The following is a 21,166-nucleotide window of genomic DNA, read 5'->3' as shown; positions in this document are numbered from 1 at the left end:
AGGCCGCACCCGTCAAATCGACGTCCGTCCAAACGCCCCCTGCCAGTCCTGCTCAAACTTCACGATCGCCGCATCCACGGCCGGAGAGGTAATAAATTGCTGCGCCACGTCCAGCGGCAGCGTGATGGACTCGCAGCCTGCCAGCAGGCAGTCCAGCGCCTGACGCGGCGTTTTAAAGCTCGCGGCCAGCACCTTTGACTGCGGGGCGTGCAATGCCAGCAGCTGTTGCAGTTCAACCACGGTCTGGATCCCGTCCCCGCCCTGCGCGTCCACGCGGTTAACATAAGGGGCCACATACTCCGCCCCCGCCAGCGCGGAGAGCATCCCCTGCGCGGCGCCGTACACCGCCGTGCCCAGCGTCGGGATCCCTTCCGCTTTCAGCATCTTGATTGCCGCCAGCCCTTCTGCGGTCACCGGCACTTTTACCACCAGGTCGTTAATGATGGCGCGCAGCTTACGCGCGTCCTCCACCATCCCTTCGGCGGTGGTCGCCATCACCTGAGCGAAAAGACGGCCTTTGCCGCCCAGCGCGTCGTGCAGCTCCGGCAGCAGCTCGTCCAGCGGCGTTTTACCTGCCGCCACAATGCTTGGGTTGGTGGTCACGCCCGCCAGCGGGAAGATACGCGCCAGCTTTTTGACTGCCGCAACGTCAGATGTGTCGAGATAAAGTTCCATGATGTCACCCTCAAATTTAGCCTGTACTTACCCTATCACGACAAAACCTGCTCAGTAGTTGACCTGCATCAAGATAACTTTCATTCGAAAGTAATTTAATCTTCATATGCAATATGAGAGGCGAGATCATGATCTTCAATATTCAGCGTTACTCTACCCACGATGGCCCCGGTATTCGAACCGTGGTGTTCCTGAAAGGCTGCTCGCTGGGCTGTCGCTGGTGCCAGAACCCGGAAAGCCGCTCCCGCAGCCGGGACGTGCTGTTTGATGCGCGCCTGTGCCTGGACGGCTGCGACCTGTGCCAGCAGGCGGCGCCGGGCTGCATCGAACGCGCGCTGAACGGGCTGGTCATCCATCGTGAGAAGCTTGACGAAGCCACGCTCGCTGCCCTTACCGACTGCTGCCCGACGCAGGCGCTGACCGTCTGCGGTGAAGAACAGCAGGTCGAGGAGATCATGGCGACCGTACTGCGCGACAAACCCTTCTACGACCGCAGCGGCGGCGGGATCACCCTCTCCGGCGGCGAGCCGTTTATGAACCCTGAGCTGGCGCACGCCCTGTTTAAAGCCAGCCACGAACAGGGGATCCACACCGCCGTCGAAACCTGCCTTCACGTGCCGTGGCACTACATCGAGCCGTCATTACCCTACGTCGATCTGTTCCTCGCCGACCTGAAGCACGTCGACGGTGACGTGTTCAAACAGTGGACGGACGGTTCGGCCAAGCGGATCCTGAATAACCTGAAACGCCTTGCCGCGGCCGGGAAAAAAATCACCATCCGCGTGCCGCTGATCCAGGGCTTTAACGCCGATGAAGCGTCCATAACCGCCATTACCAACTTCGCCGCCGACGAACTCGGCGTCGAGGATATTCATTTTCTGCCGTATCACACGCTGGGCATGAACAAATACACCCTGCTCGGCCAACCCTACTCTGCCCCTGACAAACCGCTGGATAACCCTGCCCTGCTGGACTTCGCGCAGCAGTACGCCTGCCAGAAAGGGTTAACCGCGACCTTACGAGGATAAACCTATGACAACCCTGAATCTCAACACCCTCAGCGAGCGCATTAAGGCGCACAAAACGGCGCTGGTGCATATTGTCAAGCCGCCGGTCTGTACCGAGCGCGCACAGCATTACACCGAAATGTACCAGCAGCACATGGACAAGCCGATCCCGGTACGCCGCGCTCTGGCGCTGGCGCATCACCTGGCGGAACGCACCATCTGGATCAAACACGACGAGCTGATTATCGGTAACCAGGCAAGCGAAGTGCGCGCCGCGCCGATTTTCCCGGAATATACCGTCTCCTGGATTGAGAAAGAGATCGACGATCTGGCGGACCGCCCGGGCGCGGGCTTTGCGGTGAGCGAAGAGAACAAGCGCGTGCTGCATGAGATCTGCCCGTGGTGGCGCGGCCAGACGGTGCAGGATCGCTGTTACGGCATGTTCACCGACGAGCAGAAAGGCCTGCTGGAAACCGGCATTATCAAAGCCGAAGGCAACATGACCTCCGGCGACGCGCACCTGGCGGTGAACTTCCCGCTGGTGCTGGAGAAAGGCCTCGACGGCCTGCGCGCCAAAGTGGCCGAGCGCCGCTCGCGCATCAACCTGACGGTGCTGGAAGACCTGCACGGCGACCAGTTCCTGAAAGCGATCGATATCGTGCTGGAAGCGGTGAGCCTGCACATCAAACGCTTTGCCGATCTGGCGCGTGAAATGGCGTCCACCGAAACCCGCGAAAGCCGCCGCGACGAGCTGCTGGCGATGGCGGAAAATTGCGACGTGATTGCCCACGAGCCGCCAAAAACCTTCTGGCAGGCGCTGCAGCTGTGCTACTTCATTCAGCTGATCCTGCAGATTGAGTCCAACGGCCACTCCGTCTCCTTCGCGCGTATGGACCAGTATCTCTATCCGTACTACCGCCGCGACGTGGAGCTGAACCAGAGCCTGGATCGCGAACACGCCATCGAGCTGCTGCACAGCTGCTGGCTGAAGCTGCTCGAAGTGAACAAGATCCGCTCCGGCTCGCACTCCAAGGCTTCCGCCGGTAGCCCGCTGTACCAGAACGTCACCATCGGCGGCCAGAAGCTGGTCAACGGTGAGCCGATGGACGCGGTGAACCCGCTCTCCTACGCGATTCTGGAATCCTGCGGTCGCCTGCGTTCCACCCAGCCGAACCTGAGCGTGCGCTACCACGCGGGCATGAGCAACGACTTCCTCGACGCCTGCGTGCAGGTGATCCGCTGCGGCTTCGGCATGCCCGCGTTCAACAACGATGAAATCGTCATTCCGGAATTCATCAAGCTCGGCGTTGAACGAGACGACGCCTACGACTACGCGGCCATCGGCTGTATCGAAACCGCGGTGGGCGGCAAGTGGGGCTACCGCTGCACAGGCATGAGCTTTATCAACTTCGCCCGCGTGATGCTGGCGGCGCTGGAAGGCGGGCGCGACGCCACCAGCGGCAATGTATTCCTGCCGCAGGAAAAAGCGCTCTCCGCCGGTAACTTCGACAACTTCGACGAAGTAATGGCGGCGTGGGACAGCCAGATCCGCTACTACACCCGCAAATCCATCGAGATTGAGTACGTGGTGGACACCATGCTGGAAGAGAACGTCCACGATATTCTCTGCTCGGCGCTGGTGGACGACTGCATCGAGCGCGCGAAAAGCATCAAGCAGGGCGGCGCGAAGTACGACTGGGTCTCCGGCCTGCAGGTGGGCATCGCCAACCTCGGCAACAGCCTGGCGGCGGTGAAGAAGCTGGTGTTCGAACAGGGCACTATTGGTCAACAGCAGCTGGCGGCGGCGCTGGCGGATGACTTCGACGGGCTGACCCACGAGCAGCTGCGCCAGCGTCTGATCAACGGCGCGCCGAAGTACGGCAACGACGACGACAGCGTGGACATGCTGCTGACGCGCGCCTATCAGACCTACATCGAAGAGCTGAAGCAGTACCACAACCCGCGCTACGGCCGCGGCCCGATTGGCGGTAACTACTACGCGGGCACCTCTTCCATCTCTGCAAACGTGCCGTTTGGTGCGGCAACGATGGCCACCCCGGACGGACGTAAGGCGCACACCCCGCTGGCGGAAGGGGCAAGCCCGGCCTCCGGTACGGACCACCTCGGCCCGACGGCGGTAATTGGCTCGGTGGGTAAACTGCCGACGGAAGCGATTCTCGGCGGCGTGCTGCTTAACCAGAAGCTGAACCCGTCGACGCTGGAAAACGACAGCGATCGCCAGAAGCTGATGGTGCTGCTGCGCACCTTCTTCGAGGTGCATAAGGGCTGGCATATTCAGTACAACATCGTCTCGCGCGAAACGCTGCTGGAAGCGAAGAAACATCCTGACCAGTATCGCGATCTCGTGGTGCGCGTGGCGGGCTACTCGGCGTTCTTCACCGCCCTGTCGCCTGATGCGCAGGACGATATTATCGCCCGTACTGAGCATACGCTGTAACGGTGTATCCCTTAAGGGGAAATGCGCACGCTGATGCCCTCACCCCGACCCTCTCCCACGGGGAGAGGGAGAAAACACTAAAAACGGCAACCCAGGTTGCCGTTTTGCTTTTACTTTCGAATGAAATTAAATTTGTGCTCCCCGTCACCTTGTTATTAGAATGTTTCAAAACGCAGTGACCCAGGAGCACAGTATGACCGTTAAAGTTATCGTCACCGATATGGACGGAACTTTCCTTGATGATGCCAAGCAGTACGATCGTGACCGTTTCCAGGCACAGTTTGATCAGCTTAAAGCCCGCGACATTGAATTCGTTGTCGCCAGCGGCAACCAGTATTACCAGCTCATCTCCTTCTTTCCGGAGCTGAAAGACCGGATCTCCTTCGTGGCGGAAAACGGCGCGCTGGTGTTCGATCGCGGCGAACAGATTTTCCACGGCGAGCTGACGCGTCATGAATCGCAGATCGTGATTGGCGAACTGCTGAAGGACAAAGGGCTGAACTTCGTGGCCTGCGGGCTGGAGAGCGCCTGGGTCAGCGACCAGGCTCCTGAAGAATTCGTGGCGCTGATGTCAAAGCACTATCACCGCTTAAAGCGCATCAGCGATTACCGCGAAATTGACGACGTGCTGTTTAAGTTCTCCCTGAACCTGCCGGACAGCGATATCCCTAATCTGGTGGATAAACTGCACGTCTCCCTGGACGGCATTATGAAGCCGGTCACCAGCGGCTTTGGTTTTGTCGATTTGATTATCCCCGGCCTGCACAAGGCCAACGCCATCAGTCGTCTGCTGAAACGCTGGAAAATCTCCCCGCAGGAGTGCGTGGCCATTGGCGACAGCGGCAACGATGCCGAGATGCTGAAGCTGGTGAAATATTCCTTTGCGATGGGCAACGCGGCAGAGAGCATCAAAGAAATCAGCCGCTACGGCACCGACGACAACAACCATCAGGGCGCGCTGAACGTCATTCAGGCCGTGCTCGACAACCATTCCCCGTTCGACCTCTGATCCTTTCCTCGCCGGAGCGTCGCTCCGGCCTCTCACTCTTTTTCCGTCCTGTGGCTTGCGTCAAGTTTTTAAACTTGCATTAACTTATTTTTAACTTAAAGTATCACTTGTAGATATTTTTACTTTCGAATGAAAGATGCGAGGCAGTTATGACCTTTACCAGTGAAACTTTGCCAGCGGATCACAAAGCGGCAATCCGTCAGTTAAAACGTGAGCTGCGCGCGCAGATCGGCGACGTGCAGGCGGTGTTTAATAATCTCAGCGACAAAATTGCCACCCGCGTGGCGGAAATCAACGCTCTTAAGAACAAAGGCGAATCCGTCTGGCCGGTGATCCCGTTTGCGGATGTGAAAAACGGCACGATTACCGACGCACAGCGCGAAGCCGTTAAACGCCGCGGCTGCGCGGTCATTAAAGGTCATTTCCCGCGCGAGCAGGCGCTGGCGTGGGATCGGTCGATGCTCGACTACCTCGATCTGAATAAGTTTGACGAGGTCTACAAAGGTCCGGGCGATAACTTCTTCGGCACCCTGACGGCCTCCCGTCCGGAGATTTACCCGATTTACTGGTCGCAGGCGCAGATGCAGGCGCGCCAGAGCGAAGAGATGGCGCAGGTGCAGTCGTTCCTGAACCGTTTATGGACATTCGAGAGCAACGGCAAGCAGTGGTTCAACCCGGACGTGAGCGTGATTTACCCGGACCGTATCCGCCGCCGTCCGCCGGGAACCACCTCGAAAGGGCTGGGTGCGCATACCGACTCCGGCGCGCTGGAGCGCTGGCTGCTTCCGGCCTATCAGCAGGTGTTTGCCCGCGTGTTCGACGGCAACGTCGATAAGTACGATCCGTGGAACGCCGCGCACCGTACCGAAGTGGAAGAGTACACCGTCGATAACACCACCAAATGCTCCGTTTTCCGGACCTTCCAGGGCTGGACGGCCCTGTCGGATATGATCCCCGGACAGGGCTTGCTGCACGTGGTGCCCATCCCGGAAGCGATGGCCTATATACTGCTGCGGCCGCTGCTGGACGACGTGCCGGAAGACGAGCTGTGCGGCGTGTCGCCGGGGCGCGTGCTGCCGGTTTCCGAGAAGTGGCACCCGCTGCTGATCGAGGCGCTGACCAGCATTCCGGCACTCGAGGCGGGCGATTCCGTGTGGTGGCACTGCGATGTGATCCACTCCGTCGCGCCGGTGGAAAATCAGCAGGGCTGGGGCAACGTGATGTACATTCCTGCCGCGCCGATGTGCGAGAAAAACCTCGCCTACGCGAAGAAGGTCAAGGAAGCGCTCGAAACCGGCGCGTCGCCGGGAGACTTCCCGCGCGAGGATTATGAAAAGCGCTGGCAGGACCGCTTTACCGTGAACGATCTCAACATCCACGGCAAGCGCGCGCTGGGTATGGTCTAACTGTCGTACAGCCCTTCCCGCTCCACGGCGGTGCGTCGTTTCCCCTGACGTATCCGCCGTACCGATTCCCGCACGGCCAGCGTGCCGTTAAGCAGTAACGTCCCCACCGGCGCGTCCGGGCGCATGAGCCGCTGCTGGAGCATATAAACCGCTTCTGTTCCCAGTTCATCGCGGGGAACATGCACGGCCGTCAGAGGCACATCCTGGATTGCCGCCAGGTTAAAGCCGTCAATGCTCATCACCGACACGTCCTGCGGCACGCGCAGGCCGTGGTTTTGTAAGGCGCTAATGGTGCCCGCCGCCATGAAGTCGCCGCCAACCAGGAACGCGGTAGGTAAATCCTTCCCCCGCACTTCACTGAGCCAGCTGCTGACCATCTGTTCCGTTTCGCGCGCGCTGAAGCTGGGCACCACCAGCAGATCGCGTTTATCGTTGAATTTCAGGTTGTGAGACTGCCACGCGTCGCGGATCCCCGCCAGGCGCAGCTCCATGGTGTAGCGGCGCAGGCACAGCACGTTCATCACCTCACGATGTCCCATTTCGAACAGATATTCCGCCGCCCGCTCGCCAATCGCGCGATGATCCGGCGCGACGGCAGGCAGACGCATGTGCCGGTCGCGGCAGTTAATCAGCATGCAGGGTTTACCGACGTCCACTGCCAGATCGTGGATATGGGGATCGTCGATGCCAAGAAGGATTGCCGCCTGGGTATCCGCTTCGTTCATGCGTGCCAGAAACAGCTGTGCGTCGCTGTCGTTCTCCTCCAGCGCGCAGTAGCGAAGGCGCACATCGTGGGACGCCAGGCCTTTACTCACGCTTTGGATCACGCGGTAGTAAAAGATGTCGGACCGCTCGTCAAACGCCCGCTGCGGGGCAAAAACCACCAGGCTGTTAAGCAGCAGGCGCCCTGCCGCCATACCATCCATCACCCCCAGCTCCCGCGCGCACGCCAGCACCTTCGCGCGTGCTTTTTCACTGGTATTCGCTTTTCCCGCCAGCACCCGCGACACGGTGCTGATCGAGAGCTGCGTCCGGGCCGCGATTTCGGTGATTTTTAGCCTTTTGTCCATTTTGTGATCTGGCTCCATTTGCGAAATGAAAAAATTTTCATAGCGTATTGGTCAGGTAATAGCTGACATAAAAGCCATCATGCCAGAGGGTTTACGTCAGTTATGAGAAATTTTGCACAAAATCCACTTTTGCCCACTCATTTTCTTCCTTAAGGTGAACTTGTCACACAACTTCCATACTAGTTGTATAGCAACTTAAGCAGTTTAAACGGATAGAAATCAAAGGCATAAAAAACCGTGTGACACCTGAACCTCCGTTCCCTTACCGTCCGTCTTGTGGAGAGTAAAATGAGTCAGGACATCAATAACACCGTAGCGACAAGCAAAACCCGTCGCGTCATCAAGAACCTGCGCTGGTACGTGCTGGTGCTGTTCTTACTTGGCGTCACCGTTAACTACATCACCCGAAACTCACTCGGGATCCTCGCCCCGGAACTGAAAGAGAGCCTCGGGATCACCACCGAGCAATACTCCTGGATCGTCGGCGCGTTCCAGATCGCCTATACCATTTTCCAGCCCCTGTGCGGCTGGCTGATTGACGTCATCGGCCTGAAGATCGGCTTTATGGTCTGCGCCGGGATCTGGGCGCTGATGTGTATCTTCCATGCGGGCGCCGGAAGCTGGCTGCACCTCGCTATTCTGCGCTTCTTTATGGGTGCCTCTGAGGCCGCTGCTACCCCGGCGAACGCCAAAACCATCGGCGAATGGTTCCCGAAATCAGAGCGACCCGTTGCCGCCGGCTGGGCGGGCGTGGGCTTCTCCATCGGCGCGATGCTGGCTCCGCCTATCATCTACTTTGCTCACGCCTCGTTCGGCTGGCAGGGCGCGTTTATGTTTACCGGCGTGCTGGCGCTGCTGTGGGTGATCCTGTGGTGGGCGTTCTACCATAACCCGGAGCAGCACCCGAACCTGAGCAAGGACGAGCTGGCGTTCATCAAGCAAGATAACGAACCGCCTGCGGTGAAACTGCCCTTCCTGACCGCGCTGAAAACCGTCTCGAAAAACAAACGCTTCTACGGTATCGCCATCCCGGCCTTTATGGCGGAACCGGCCTGGGCGGTGCTGAGCTTCTGGGTGCCGCTGTACCTCGCCAAAGAGCACGGCATGGACCTGAAGCAGATTGCGATGTTTGCCTGGCTGCCGTTCCTCGCCGCCGACCTCGGCAGCGTGGCGAGTGGCTACCTGACGCGTCTGTATACCCATCTGTTCGGCTGCTCGCGCATTAACTCGGTCGTTGCCAGCTCCGTGACGGGCGCGTTCCTGATGATCTCGCTGGGCATCGTGGCCATTACCCGCGACCCGTATATCACCATCGTGCTGATCTCCATCGGCGGCTTCGGGCACCAGATTATCTCCTGCATGCTGAGCGCCCTGGTCGTTGAGTCGTTCGACAAAGGCCAGATGGCGACCGTAAACGGCATGCGAGGCTCTGCGGCGTGGATCGCCAGCTTCCTGTTCTCGCTGTTAATCGGGGTGACCGCCGACAAAATCGGCTTTAACCCGCTCTTTATTGCCATGGGCTTCTTTGACCTGATTGGCGCTGTCTTCCTGGTAGCATTTATTGCTGAACGTCGCGCCAAGCGCGCCTGATAGTGGATGTATTGCATATGAAAACCCTGAAAAACTGGACCCTTGATACGCAGTCGGCAAACCATCTGGAACTGCTGGTCGATAACCAGCACCGCCTGTGCCTGTATGTGCTGGAAGAGAACCTGTTCCGCGTGCTGATCAAACGCAAAGGCGGGCTGGCGCTGGACCGCACCTGGAGCATCGCGCCGGAAAAAGACGTGCCGTGGGAAGGCCGCCGTCGTGACGATATAAGCGGTTTCTCCTGCCCGGCCTGGACCCTGACGCAGCAGGATGAGACGCTCACCGTGGCAACCGAACAGCTGCGCGTGACGGTCCACCAGCCGCTGTGGCTGGAGTGGCACTACCGCAATGAGGCGGGCGAGTGGCAGCCGCTGGTCAACGACCGTCCAACCAGCGCCTACCTGCTGAACGCCCACGGCGACGGCGTGGCGCACTACCTCAGCCGCCGCAAGGACGAGCGTTTCTATGGCCTTGGCGAAAAAGCGGGCGATCTGCAACGCAACGGTAAGCGCTATGAAATGCGCAACCTCGACGCCATGGGGTACAACGCGGCCAGCACCGACCCGCTCTACAAGCATATTCCGTTCACTATCGCCCGCCGCGACGATATCAGCTACGGCCTGTTCTACGACAACCTGAGCAGCTGCTGGCTGGATCTGGGCAACGAGATCGACAACTACCACACCGCCTACCGTCGCTGGCAGGCGGAAGCGGGCGACATCGATTACTACATCTTTACCGGCACGCGCGTGCTGGACGTCACCAAAGCCTTCGTGCGCCTGACCGGGAAAACGCTGTTCGGACCGAAGTGGAGCCTGGGCTACAGCGGCTCGACCATGCACTACACCGACGCGCCGGACGCGCAAAACCAGCTGATGAACTTCATCCGCCTGTGCGAAGAGCACGCCATTCCGTGCGACTCGTTCCAGCTCTCCTCCGGCTATACCTCCATCAACGGCAAGCGCTACGTATTTAACTGGAACTATGACAAGGTGCCGCAGCCGAAAGTGATGAGCCAGGCCTTCCACGACGCCGGGCTGAAGCTGGCGGCAAACATCAAGCCATGCCTGCTGCAGGACCATCCGCGCTATAACGAAGTGGCGGAGAGCGGCCTGTTCATTCGCGATTCAGAAACCGATGCACCGGAACGTTCCAGCTTCTGGGATGACGAAGGCTCGCACCTCGACTTTACCAACCCGCAGACGGTGCAGTGGTGGCAGAACGGCGTGACCACGCAGCTGCTGGAGATGGGCATCGACTCCACCTGGAACGACAACAACGAATATGAAGTGTGGGACGGAGAAGCGCGCTGCTTTGGCTTCGGCAAGGAGATCGCCATCAAGCACATTCGCCCGGTGATGCCGCTGCTGATGATGCGCGCCTCGCTGGAAGCGCAGCAGCGTTTCGCGCCGGAAAAACGTCCGTATCTCATCTCCCGCTCCGGCTGCGCCGGGATGCAGCGCTACGTTCAGACCTGGAGCGGCGACAACCGCACCAACTGGGACACCCTGCGCTATAACATCCGCATGGGGCTGGGCATGAGCCTGTCCGGCCTGTTCAACGTCGGCCATGACGTCGGCGGTTTCTCCGGCGACAAGCCTGACGCCGAGCTGTTCGTGCGCTGGGTGCAGAACGGCGTGATGCACCCGCGCTTTACCATTCACTCGTGGAACGATGACCACACCGTGAACGAGCCGTGGATGTACCCGGGCGTCACGCCAGCCATTCGCGGTGCGGTTGAGCTGCGCTACCGCCTGCTGCCGTACCTCTACACCCTGCTCTGGCAGGCGCATGCCGACGACGAGCCGATGCTGCGCCCGACCTTCCTCGACCACGAGCATGATGCGCAGACGTTTGAAGAGTGCGATGACTTCCTGCTGGGCCGCGACCTGCTGGTCGCCAGCGTCGTCGAAGCCGGGCAGCGCGAGCGCCGCGTCTGGCTGCCGGAGAACGACACCGGCTGGTACGATTTTTACACCCACGCGTGGTATGCGGGCGGCCAGTCGATCGTCCTCGACGCGCCGCTGGAAAAACTGCCGCTGCTGGTGCGCGCCGGTGCCGGTCTGCCGCTGAGCGAACGCATTACCCACGTGTCCGCTGAAAAAGACAACACCCGCGAGCTGAAGCTGTTCCCGGTGAAGGGCGTCGGGACAACCTCAGGCATGCTGTTTGAAGACGACGGCGAAAGCTGGGGCTACCAGAACGGCAATGCGCTGTGGGTGGAGTGGGAAATGGTGTGTGACGGCGCAACCATCAACCTGAAGGTCAACGCGCGCGGGGATTATCGTCCGGCGTGGAAAGCGCTTAAGGTGTCGCTACCTGTAGGGGAAAAACGTACGCTGCTGGTGAACGGAGTTGAAGGGGGCGAGTGGGTGGTCTAGTGCGGCCTAATGCCCTCACCCTAACCCTCTCCCGCAGGGAGAGGGAATAGAACGCAGGCCGGGTAAGGCGAAGCCGCCACCCGGCTTTTTTTAGTTCTCGATACCTTTACTACGCAGGTAATCTTCATAGTTACCGGTGAAGTCCACCACGCGCTCTGGCGTAATTTCGATCACGCGGGTCGCCAGCGAGCTGACGAACTCACGGTCGTGAGAGACGAAGATCAGGGTACCCTGATACATCTCCAGCGCCATGTTCAGGGATTCGATAGATTCCATGTCCAGGTGGTTAGTCGGTTCGTCCATCACCAGGATGTTTGGTTTTTCCATCATCAGCTTGCCGAACAGCATGCGGCCCTTCTCGCCACCGGAGAGCACCTTAGCCGGCTTTTTGATGTCGTCCTGGCTGAACAGCAGACGACCCAGAATGCTGCGCACCGCCTGCTCGTCGTCGCCTTCCTGCTTCCACTGGCTCATCCAGTCGAAGACGGTGAGGTCGTTTTCGAACTCGTACTCATGGTCCTGCGCGTAGTAGCCAATCTGCGCGTTTTCAGACCACTTCACGGTGCCGTTGTCCGGCTGCAGTTCGCCAACCAGGGTTTTCAGCATGGTGGATTTACCCACGCCGTTGGCACCGAGGATGGCAATCTTCTCGCCCACTTCCAGCAGCAGGTTGAATTTTTTAAACAGCGGGCCGTTCTCAAAGCCTTTTTCAAGGGCTTCCACTTCCAGCGCGTTACGGAACAGTTTCTTGTCCTGCTCGAAGCGGATGAACGGGTTCTGACGGCTGGAGGCTTTGACTTCGTCCAGCTTGATTTTGTCGATCTGACGCGCACGCGAGGTCGCCTGACGCGACTTAGAGGCGTTGGCGCTAAAGCGGCTGACGAAGGACTGCAGGTCAGCAATCTGCGCTTTCTTCTTGGCGTTATCCGCCAGCAGACGTTCACGCGCCTGGGTGGCCGCCGTCATGTACTCGTCATAGTTGCCCGGGTAAACGCGCAGCTCGCCGTAGTCCAGATCCGCCATGTGCGTACAGACCATGTTCAGGAAGTGACGGTCGTGCGAGATGATGATCATGGTGCTGTCGCGATCGTTCAGCGTCTGCTCCAGCCAGCGGATGGTGTCGATGTCCAGGTTGTTCGTCGGTTCGTCGAGCAGCAGGATGTCCGGGTTAGAGAACAGCGCCTGTGCCAGCAGCACGCGCAGCTTCCAGCCTGGTGCAACTTCGCTCATCGGGCCGTAATGCTGTTCAACCGGAATGCCCACGCCCAGCAGCAGCTCGCCCGCGCGCGCTTCCGCAGAGTAGCCGTCCATCTCGCCGTACTGCGTTTCCAGCTCGGCCACTTTATAGCCGTCTTCTTCGCTCATTTCGGCCAGCGCGTAGATGCGATCGCGCTCCTGCTTCACTTCCCACAGTTCCCCATGCCCCATGATCACGGTGTCAAGCACGGTGAACTCTTCGAAGGCGAACTGATCCTGACGCAGCTTACCGATACGCTCGTTAGGGTCGAGCGATACGTTGCCGAGCGTCGGCTCCAGGTCACCGCCGAGGATCTTCATAAAGGTGGATTTTCCGCTACCGTTGGCACCAATCAGGCCGTAACGGTTGCCGCCGCCAAATTTGACGGAAATGTTTTCGAACAGCGGCTTACTGCCAAACTGCATAGTGACGTTGCTGGTAACTAACACGGGGAGATTCCTGCGAAAAGTGTGATAAACACGGCATTATGCCACAATTCCGAATTGAGATCCCGTGTTGCGGCAATCCACTAAACTTTAACAAAATCGAAAAAAATGTGATTTCGTACACATCTGAATTCCCTGTAAGCGGGAATGCACATATAATGCGCTCCCATCACAGATTCAGACTTATCAACTCATCGCCAGAATGGCTTAGATACCTCGCACAACATGAACATGAAATTAACAACGCTTTTTGCGGCGGCGTTAGCCGTAGTAGGTTTTTGTAAGACCGCGTCTGCGGTGACGTATCCCCTGCCAACAGACGGTAGCCGTCTGGTGGGCCAGAACCAGGTTGTGACGGTACCAGAAGGTAACTCTCAGCCACTGGAGTATTTCGCTGCGCAGTACCAGCTGGGCCTGTCTAACATGCTGGAGGCGAACCCGGGCGTTGACCCGTATCTGCCGAAAGCGGGTACCGTGCTGAATATCCCTCAGCAGCTGATCCTGCCGGATACCGTTCATGAAGGTATCGTGATTAACAGCGCCGAAATGCGTCTGTATTACTACCCGAAAGGCACCAACACCGTTATCGTGCTGCCAATCGGTATCGGCCAGCTGGGTAAAGACACCCCAATGAACTGGACCACCAAAGTTGAGCGTAAGAAAGCGGGCCCAACCTGGACGCCGACTGCCAAAATGCACGCGGAATACATCGCTGCGGGCGAACCGCTGCCAGCCGTTGTGCCGGCGGGTCCGGATAACCCAATGGGTCTGTACGCGCTGTACATTGGCCGCCTGTACGCTATCCACGGTACCAACGCCAACTTCGGTATCGGCCTGCGCGTAAGCCACGGCTGCGTGCGCCTGCGTAACGACGACATCAAGTTCCTGTTCGAAAACGTGCCGGTCGGTACGCGCGTGCAGTTCATCAACGAACCGGTGAAAGCGACCTCTGAGCCAGACGGCAGCCGCTACATCGAAGTGCACAACCCGCTGTCCACCAGCGAAGACCAGATCAACAACAACGAAATCGTCCCTGTTACGCTGAACAGCGCGGTGCAGGCGGTGACTTCTCAGCCAGACGTAGAAACGGCGATTGTTGACCAGGCCGTGCAGAACCGCTCCGGTATGCCGGTGCGTTTGAACTGATAGCGAAGCATTAAAAAAGCGGGCCTCGTTGCCCGCTTTTTTTTATCCGTTATTCACGATCACGATCCCGCCGTGGTCGTACCGATAGTGGCAGTGGGCATACTCCAGCGGCGTGCCATCCTCCAGATAAATCACCTGCTCCACTTCCAGTACGGGATCGGTCTGCTCGCAGACCAGATGCTCCCTGTCCAGCGCGTTGGGCTTAAGCGCCCGCACCACCCGATACGACCCCATAATTTTCAACGCCAGCGTCTCCTGCACGTACTGGAACACTGAACCTTCAAGATGGTTTTTCGTCAGGCCGGGCACCAGATTCATCGGCATCACCGTGGAATCCAGCGACATCGGTTCGCCGTTCAGCAAACGGAGTCGAATGAAGTCATAGATCGGCGCATCGGCGTTAATCATCAGCGACGCCTGCTCTTTGTCGTTCGGGAAGCGCAGCTCGAAATGCACCACCCTGCTGGTCACCGTGCCCAGATGTTCCCAGGTTTTGGTCGCGCCGAAGTAGTCGCTGCCGGAGAGATCCCACTGCGAGAGCTGAAGAAAGTTTTTGCGGATGAACGTGCCCTGCCCCTGGCGGGTATAGACCAGACCTTCGACGATCAGCTGGCGCATCGCCTGCTGAATGGTCATCCGGCTGGAGCTGAACTCCGCCGCCAGCGCAAACTGGTCCGGCAGGGGTTCGTTGGCGGCGTACTGCTGGCTGATAATGCGTTTCTTAATTTCCCGCGCTATGGTGATGTACTTCGCCGCCATCGTCCTTCCTTTCAGTTAGTTTTCTATCCCGCTGTTTTTCAACGCCACTCTCTCGGCAATCTTGAGGAAAGGCAGGTAGAAGAATACACCAAATACGATGATTGCCAACTGCACCACCACCGCCCGCCAGTCTCCCGCCGTGGCCAGCCAGGCGCTGAGAATTGGCGGCGTGGTCCACGGGATCATCACCACGCAGCGCGACATTAACCCCAGCGTGGTACAGAGCCAGGCGAAGTAAATGCCGACGGCGGGCAGCAGCACAAACGGGATCATCAGCGGCAGGTTAAACACGATCGGCAGGCCGAAAATCACCGGCTCGTTGATGTTGAATAAACCGGGCGCCAGCGACAGACGCGCCACCTGCTTCGCCGATTTTTGTCTGGAGAAGATAAAGATGGCAATCAGCAGCGAGATCGTGCTGCCCGTGCCGCCCACCATGCCAAACGTCGGCACGAAGATGTTGTTGATGATATGCGGGATGGGCTGGCCGTTGGCGAAGGCCAGCATGTTCTCGTTGGTATTAATCAGCAGGAACGGCTCCAGCACCACGCTGTTCACCACCGACTGATGAATACCGAGCGTGAACAGGAAGTTACCGAAGCTGTAGATGAAAATCGTCCCCGGCAGGCTGGTGTTGATCAGCCGCAGCGGCTGCTGGATAAAGGTCGTAATAAGATGGATCAGGTCCGTGTGCAGTACGTTTGCCAGCACGGCAGCCAGCACCGCGAACAGGGAGAGCGTGAGGATGGTCGGGATCAGCGCGGTAAAAGATTTGCTCACCGCCGGAGGCACGTTTTCCCCGAGGGAAATGTGCAGCGCCTTCAGCCGCGAAATGGCGATAAACAGTTCCGTTGAGAGCAGCCCGATCAGCACCCCGGCGAAAATCCCGGTTGAGCCGATATTGGCGAACGTCAGCACCTGGGTGACGTTCACCGCGGCATCGCTGCCGACGGGCGTAATCTGCAGGCGCATCGGCATCATGATGATGAAGCTGCTGACGGCGATCACCACTGCCGAGACCGGATTGTCGAAATCTTTGTTGCGCGCCAGCGACCAGGCAATCATCGGGGCCAGCAGCAGCGCGGCAATGTTCAGCGTGCCGTTGATAATCGCCTCGCCCCACACCTTAAACTGCGCGAGCGTGTCGCCGTGGAAAATCCACGGAAAAACCACGTTGTTCACCAGTACCGCCAGACCGGCGAGGATGAAAATGGGCATCACCGTGGCGAAGGCGTCGCGCAGGGAGCGAAGGTGCACCTGATTAGCCAGGCGCGCCGAGAACTCAACAAATTTATCGACAAAAGACTGCATGTGCGGTGTTATTTTTGTTTCAGACATAGCGGATAGTTCCCATCAATCAGTCACAAAAACGGCCCGGCAGCGTACGGCTTACATCTCGCGTCCGTTGGTATGGATAACCTGTTTTAACCACGCGTAGCTCTTCTTCGGCACGCGCTTCAGGTCTTTCAGGTCGTGGTTTTCCCGGTTGACATAGACCACGCCGTAGCGCTTACGCATGTCGCCCTGGGAGCTGAGAATGTCGATTAATCCCCAGCCGAGGTAGCCGATCACCTCCGCCCCGTCCTCGAACATCGCCTCCTTCATGGCCTCGATATGCGCCCGGTGGTAGTCGATGCGGTAGGTGTCCTCAATAGGGTTTACGCCGTCCCAGGATTCAATCACCCCGATGCCGTTTTCGATCGGGAAGACCGGCATCCGCCAGTCGTTGGCGTAGCGGGTGATGATGGTGCGAAAGCCCAGCGGATCGATCTGCCAGTTCCACTCGGTGGCATTCAGGTACGGGTTGTTTTTCTCGCCGTGCAGCAGGTAATAGTTCACCGGCGTGCCTTCCGGGATCGCATCGCTGTCCAGCGTTTTGCTGGCGTAGTAGCTGAAGGCCATATAGTCGTTTTTAGTCCGCGCCAGCAGCGCTAAATCCTCGGCGCGGTAGATATCGCCAAAGCCCTCCTGCTCCACCACCGCCATCACCGCCGGGCTGTAGCCCTGCCCTGCGAAGACGCGCAGCAGGTTCTGGTTGAGGAACTCGTCGTACTGCTGGGCGCAGAAGATATCGCGCGGTTTGCAGGTGGCCGGGTAGATCAGCTGGTGCGCCAGCATGCCGCCCATCAGCTGGCCCGGTCTGGTCTGGTGCAGATACTCGGTCAGCGCCATGTGCGCCACCATCGTATGGTGCTGCAACTCGTAGAGTTCGCGCAGGGTTTTCTCGCCGTGCATATAGCCGGAAATGCGGAACGCTTCCGGCATATGGAAGATGTTCTGCTCGTTGAAGGTCAGCCAGTACTTCACGCGGTCGCCATAGCAGTCGATCATTTTTTTGCCGTAGCGGATAAAGGCGTCCATCACGCGGCGGTCGTTGAAGCCGTTGTACTCCTGCGCCAGCGCCAGCGGCATATCGAAATGGTACAGGCAGACCATCGGCTCGATGCCGCGGGCGATGAGATCGTCAATAAAGCGGTCGTAAAAGGCGATGCCTTCGTCGTTGAACGCGCCGTCGCCCTCCGGGCAGACGCGGCTCCAGGAGATCTGGAAGCGGTAGCAGTTCATGCCCAGATCCTGCATCAGGTCGAAATCTTCCCGGTAGCGGTGGTAGGAGTCGGTCGCGACTTTCCAGTCGGAGATGTTCTCCCCGGCTTCGCGAATGTCGTACACCGACATGCCTTTCCCGCCCTCGTTCCAGGCCCCTTCCGTCTGCATGCTGGACACCGAGTTGCCCCATAAAAAATTGGCCGGCAGCGAATTGTTCATGCTCTCTCCCTATATGACTAGTCATTTAAAATTTCATGACTAGTCATATAGGGTAAGATTGAGACGCGATCAAACGGAAGGTTCATTTTTTGTGAGCCTTGCCGGAAAAAGAGGGATACAGACGCATTCACATCGCCGTTACGCGGACCTGTTTACTATCGCGGCGGGCAATTTATCTTATGAGCAAAGACAGAGTATGGATATACATCAGAAGGAAAGAGGATAATCAGAGAAGTTTTATTTTTCGCATTAAACTTATAATATCAGTTAAGCTTTTCAAACCATACTTCCTATAAATAATATACTTATGAGAATATAAAGTCTTAATGTTAACATCCATTAGCTTTGAAATTTCCCTCATTGTTTTTCCTGCTGTGACGTATTTTAATATGTTAGTTTGCTGAACAGTAAGCTTAACGTGCTTACATTTATAACACCCAACATTAGCAAAATGCATATTTGTGAATTTCGCGTGTAGTTTCGGTAAAACAATACGCTTTAATATATTATCCAGCCCCTGCAAGCTTAAATTATAATCAACGGGAATAATATTTTTTAGACAATTCGGCAAGTCGTTCACAACAAACTCTTGTTCAATTATACCGATAGTAATATGGGCATGATTGCAATTCATTACGCCTGGGCAAGTAAATATTTCTCCACGTGCAAAGTGATGAATGCTTAGATCAGGTGAAAAATTTAACGATCCTCCCTCACCAAATTCAAATAAAACGTCCATTCCGGCATTGTGAAAAAAAATCCTTAATCTTTCTTTTAGTCCATAGGCAAAAAAAACATCAGGAATGTTGATGAGTATTTTAATCATAATCCATGATTATAGTTTGTACGATAAAAAACGAGCGCTAGACTCACCCGTTCGGGAAGGTAATCCCTTCCCGACGCGGAATCATATTAGTAAGGCATCATCACAATAACGCTGGACCCCGTATGGAAACCCTCTTTGGTCACGCCTGTCAGAAGATCTTTAACAGGGATCTGCGAATCGCCCTCTGGCAGATCGACTTTTGAGTTCAGCGGTTTACCATCAATGGTTATTTCGGATTTACCCTCATCAAGATACACATATTTATCTTTCGTAATCAGGTTGAACGTAATCGAAGAAGGTACTGTGCACATAACGTTAAGAGAGGTTGTGGCCACATTGCCTTCCGACTGCTTTAACGTCACTGTACCATGTTCAAGAACAATTTCTGGAGAGGTGATTTTACACCATTGATCAGCTGGTGGGACCGCTAAACATCCGCCCGGTACAAATACTGAGCTCCATGGTGCCGTTGTATATCTTCCATCTTGAGGATCGACAATGTAAGCCACACACTCGTGTATTGATGGAGTCTGACCACTGTGAGTTACATAAGCCTGATTTTTACCTGAACCATTATATAACTCCATTGCAAGCTGGCTAATAGTTTTATCTGATGTACCGGTATAAGACTGTATCTGAGGGGTACCAGGCACATCCATGGTCTCCGGATTATGTCGGTGATTTAATTCAATATATTGATTTTTCATCACAACATCAACAGAGGGACCAACTTCCACCGGCTTTTGCGTTATATAATAGTAATACTTACTACTGACCTGTTGAATTCTAACACTCGTTATAATAGGCCATAACCCCGCTTGCGCCGATAACGAAAAAAGCAGTGTCATAAAGAATATAAACCGTTTCATGTTTTTCTCTAGTTATTCATATGTTAAAACAAAGGTGCTAATCGCGCTAAAGCTGCCTACTGCAAGTGTTTTTGCCGTAATCGCACTGGGCCGAGCCTGAACGTAAGCGTAGAAATCAAGGTTGTTTTTGCCCTGACTCAGCTGCTTGACAGGACTGATTTTATTCACGGCCAGAGACGAACCATCCGGCATTGAAAACCCTATCGCCACGCCTTTTGCACTGCTCGCTGGGTCAAGTGCCAGCATATCCGTGAGTTCGCTGTCTGCTTGCCCTTCAAACGTGACGCCCACTGTCTTCATAAGCGACGGATCGCAGTCTTCCAGATGGAGAGTAAACGACTGGCCCTTAGTACGCTGATACTGATAAAGATACTTAACAACAACCGTACCGAAATCGACATGAATATCCGTGTCGGCATCAGGCAGCGTACAGGGCTCAGCTACTAACGCTCCCGAGAAGTGGACGTTTTCCGCAGCGCGCGACGCATTCACCGTCAGCATGCCGGCCAGCAAAGCCGGAAGGAATAGTACAAATTTCATGTTGGCTCCTCAGAGGTAATCCGCACGCAGCGTCATAGTGGCTTCAAACGCCCCTTCGGTGAGCGTAACCGCCGAGTCCTGCACCGGAACCGCCTCTATCTTCGGCGGCGACGCCGGGTCTGCTACAGCAACACGCTTAGCGAAGGTGGCCGCCACACCGTCCACGAGAATGCGAATGCCCAGGCCGGTTTTATTCGTAATTACCGCAGAACCATCAAAGGCTGCGGGCGTTGCAGTATCGATAACAATCGCCAGATTGTTACCGCTGTAGCCCGCATCGCAGTTCACGCTGTAATTCACCGGTTGCTTATAGTTGATTCCATCGATTTTATTCACCCCCAGATTAGTGCCGAAAAGCACATCAATACTCTGGCCACTGCTGATGGTGCATGGTGGCGCCACCAGCGTGCCATGGAACGACATATTTTCAGTTGCCTCAGCGGCTAGTGACATCAATCCTGCCAGGGTTAACGTTATGATTCTCTTTTTCACTGGTAGTCCACCGTCATTGTTGCCCCGGCGGTAAAAATGCCGGTCGGCAGATGCTTACCCGACTGCTGTACCAGCACCGCCTTCAGATTCGGTTTGCTGGGGGAATTAGCCAGGGCCAGTTCCGTGTTCAGCGGATAGTCGATACCGTCCGCTTTCAAGTTGATACCTAACTCTGGGATACTCGTTTTCAGAACGTCCGCGTTAAAATCAGCCCCGGTACCTTTGATACTCATTGCTAGCGCTTCATTCTGGTCTGCGTTCGTGCAGTCCAGTGTGTAGGCGATATCTTTTTCTACAACACCTTTCGCTACGTCGGTGGTGATAACGCTATCGCCAAAATCGACATCAATATTTTGATTGTTGTTAATCTTGCAGGGCGTGGCGTTGATGGTGACATTTACGGTAATTGTCGCCGTATTCTGATCGGCCCATGCTCCCAGACTCATGCTCAGCACGAACAAGGTACCCAGCCATTTCACTTTGTTCATG

18 protein-coding genes are annotated in these 21,166 nt (G+C 56.7%); 7 read left to right on the top strand and 11 right to left on the bottom strand.

All coding sequences use genetic code 11. The features are described 5' to 3' along the window. Positions 1-12: 12 nt before the first annotated feature. Positions 13-675: a fructose-6-phosphate aldolase gene (fsa, locus tag BJ885_RS02775; protein ID WP_121931132.1), complete on the bottom strand. Its 663-nt coding sequence runs from the start codon at positions 673-675 to the stop codon at positions 13-15. Between the two features lie 128 nt (positions 676-803). Here fsa and BJ885_RS02770 point away from each other — a divergent pair, with 128 nt between their 5' ends. The 4 genes from BJ885_RS02770 (at position 804) to BJ885_RS02755 (ending at position 6,555) form a co-directional block, all read left to right on the top strand. Beyond that, on the top strand, positions 804-1,703 hold the full coding sequence (locus BJ885_RS02770; RefSeq protein ID WP_121931131.1) for a glycyl-radical enzyme activating protein: 900 nt from the start codon (positions 804-806) through the stop codon (positions 1,701-1,703). A 4-nt stretch (positions 1,704-1,707) separates the two neighbouring features. Next, positions 1,708-4,140 (top strand): formate C-acetyltransferase/glycerol dehydratase family glycyl radical enzyme, encoded by a 2,433-nt coding sequence (locus tag BJ885_RS02765; protein ID WP_121931130.1) that lies wholly within the window; start codon positions 1,708-1,710, stop codon positions 4,138-4,140. Between the two features lie 193 nt (positions 4,141-4,333). Continuing rightward, positions 4,334-5,149 (top strand): Cof-type HAD-IIB family hydrolase, encoded by an 816-nt coding sequence (locus BJ885_RS02760; protein WP_121931129.1) that lies wholly within the window; start codon positions 4,334-4,336, stop codon positions 5,147-5,149. Positions 5,150-5,298: 149 nt separating this feature from the next. Then, the gene (locus BJ885_RS02755) at positions 5,299-6,555 is read left to right on the top strand and encodes a DUF1479 domain-containing protein (RefSeq protein WP_121931128.1); all 1,257 of its coding nucleotides are present in this window, start codon (positions 5,299-5,301) and stop codon (positions 6,553-6,555) included. Here the strand turns inward: BJ885_RS02755 and BJ885_RS02750 are convergent. Continuing rightward, positions 6,552-7,625, bottom strand: a complete 1,074-nt coding sequence (locus BJ885_RS02750; RefSeq protein WP_121931127.1) for a LacI family DNA-binding transcriptional regulator — start codon at positions 7,623-7,625, stop codon at positions 6,552-6,554. The genes BJ885_RS02755 and BJ885_RS02750 overlap by 4 nt on opposite strands. A gap of 288 nt (positions 7,626-7,913) precedes the next feature. On the opposite strand from BJ885_RS02750, the gene BJ885_RS02745 reads away from it, so the two are divergent. Together BJ885_RS02745 and BJ885_RS02740 are read left to right on the top strand one after the other, a co-directional pair. Beyond that, entirely contained in the window at positions 7,914-9,215 is a 1,302-nt protein-coding gene (locus BJ885_RS02745) for an MFS transporter (protein WP_121931126.1), read from the top strand. A 17-nt stretch (positions 9,216-9,232) separates the two neighbouring features. After that, positions 9,233-11,596, top strand: coding sequence for a glycoside hydrolase family 31 protein (locus BJ885_RS02740; RefSeq protein WP_147449206.1), 2,364 nt, complete (start codon positions 9,233-9,235; stop codon positions 11,594-11,596). A 90-nt stretch (positions 11,597-11,686) separates the two neighbouring features. Here the strand turns inward: BJ885_RS02740 and BJ885_RS02735 are convergent, their stop codons facing one another. Then, the gene (locus tag BJ885_RS02735) at positions 11,687-13,282 is read right to left on the bottom strand and encodes an ABC-F family ATPase (protein ID WP_029740603.1); all 1,596 of its coding nucleotides are present in this window, start codon (positions 13,280-13,282) and stop codon (positions 11,687-11,689) included. Positions 13,283-13,504: 222 nt separating this feature from the next. Here BJ885_RS02735 and ldtB point away from each other — a divergent pair, with 222 nt between their 5' ends. Further along, the gene (gene ldtB, locus BJ885_RS02730; RefSeq protein WP_029740604.1) at positions 13,505-14,425 is read left to right on the top strand and encodes a L,D-transpeptidase; all 921 of its coding nucleotides are present in this window, start codon (positions 13,505-13,507) and stop codon (positions 14,423-14,425) included. Between the two features lie 42 nt (positions 14,426-14,467). Here ldtB and BJ885_RS02725 read toward each other — a convergent pair whose 3' ends face one another. The 8 genes from BJ885_RS02725 to BJ885_RS02690 all read right to left on the bottom strand — a co-directional run bounded on the left by BJ885_RS02725 (position 14,468) and on the right by BJ885_RS02690 (position 21,165). Next, positions 14,468-15,184, bottom strand: coding sequence for a GntR family transcriptional regulator (locus BJ885_RS02725; protein ID WP_054830296.1), 717 nt, complete (start codon positions 15,182-15,184; stop codon positions 14,468-14,470). Positions 15,185-15,199: 15 nt separating this feature from the next. After that, positions 15,200-16,522 carry a PTS sugar transporter subunit IIC gene (locus BJ885_RS02720; RefSeq protein ID WP_029740606.1) on the bottom strand — a complete coding sequence of 441 codons (1,323 nt, stop codon included), beginning with the start codon at positions 16,520-16,522 and terminating at the stop codon, positions 15,200-15,202. Between the two features lie 51 nt (positions 16,523-16,573). Next, positions 16,574-17,950: a glycoside hydrolase family 1 protein gene (locus BJ885_RS02715; protein WP_121931124.1), complete on the bottom strand. Its 1,377-nt coding sequence runs from the start codon at positions 17,948-17,950 to the stop codon at positions 16,574-16,576. Positions 17,951-18,176: 226 nt separating this feature from the next. Next, a complete protein-coding gene (locus BJ885_RS02710) occupies positions 18,177-18,776 on the bottom strand; it encodes a helix-turn-helix transcriptional regulator (protein WP_121931123.1) in 600 nt (199 codons plus the stop codon). Positions 18,777-18,862: 86 nt separating this feature from the next. Beyond that, a complete protein-coding gene (locus tag BJ885_RS23150; RefSeq protein ID WP_147449205.1) occupies positions 18,863-19,645 on the bottom strand; it encodes a hypothetical protein in 783 nt (260 codons plus the stop codon). Positions 19,646-19,657: 12 nt separating this feature from the next. Further along, positions 19,658-20,185, bottom strand: a complete 528-nt coding sequence (locus tag BJ885_RS02700) for a fimbrial protein (RefSeq protein WP_121931121.1) — start codon at positions 20,183-20,185, stop codon at positions 19,658-19,660. 9 nt (positions 20,186-20,194) lie between these two features. Further along, positions 20,195-20,638 (bottom strand): fimbrial protein, encoded by a 444-nt coding sequence (locus tag BJ885_RS02695; RefSeq protein WP_121931120.1) that lies wholly within the window; start codon positions 20,636-20,638, stop codon positions 20,195-20,197. Positions 20,639-20,673: 35 nt separating this feature from the next. Next, positions 20,674-21,165: a fimbrial protein gene (locus BJ885_RS02690; RefSeq protein ID WP_121931119.1), complete on the bottom strand. Its 492-nt coding sequence runs from the start codon at positions 21,163-21,165 to the stop codon at positions 20,674-20,676. Position 21,166 lies beyond the last annotated feature (1 nt).

The organism is Enterobacter sp. WP_7_1, assembly GCF_003688535.1.
GTDB classification, from domain to species: domain Bacteria; phylum Pseudomonadota; class Gammaproteobacteria; order Enterobacterales; family Enterobacteriaceae; genus Enterobacter; species Enterobacter asburiae.
This window is presented reverse-complemented; position numbering and strand designations above follow the sequence as displayed.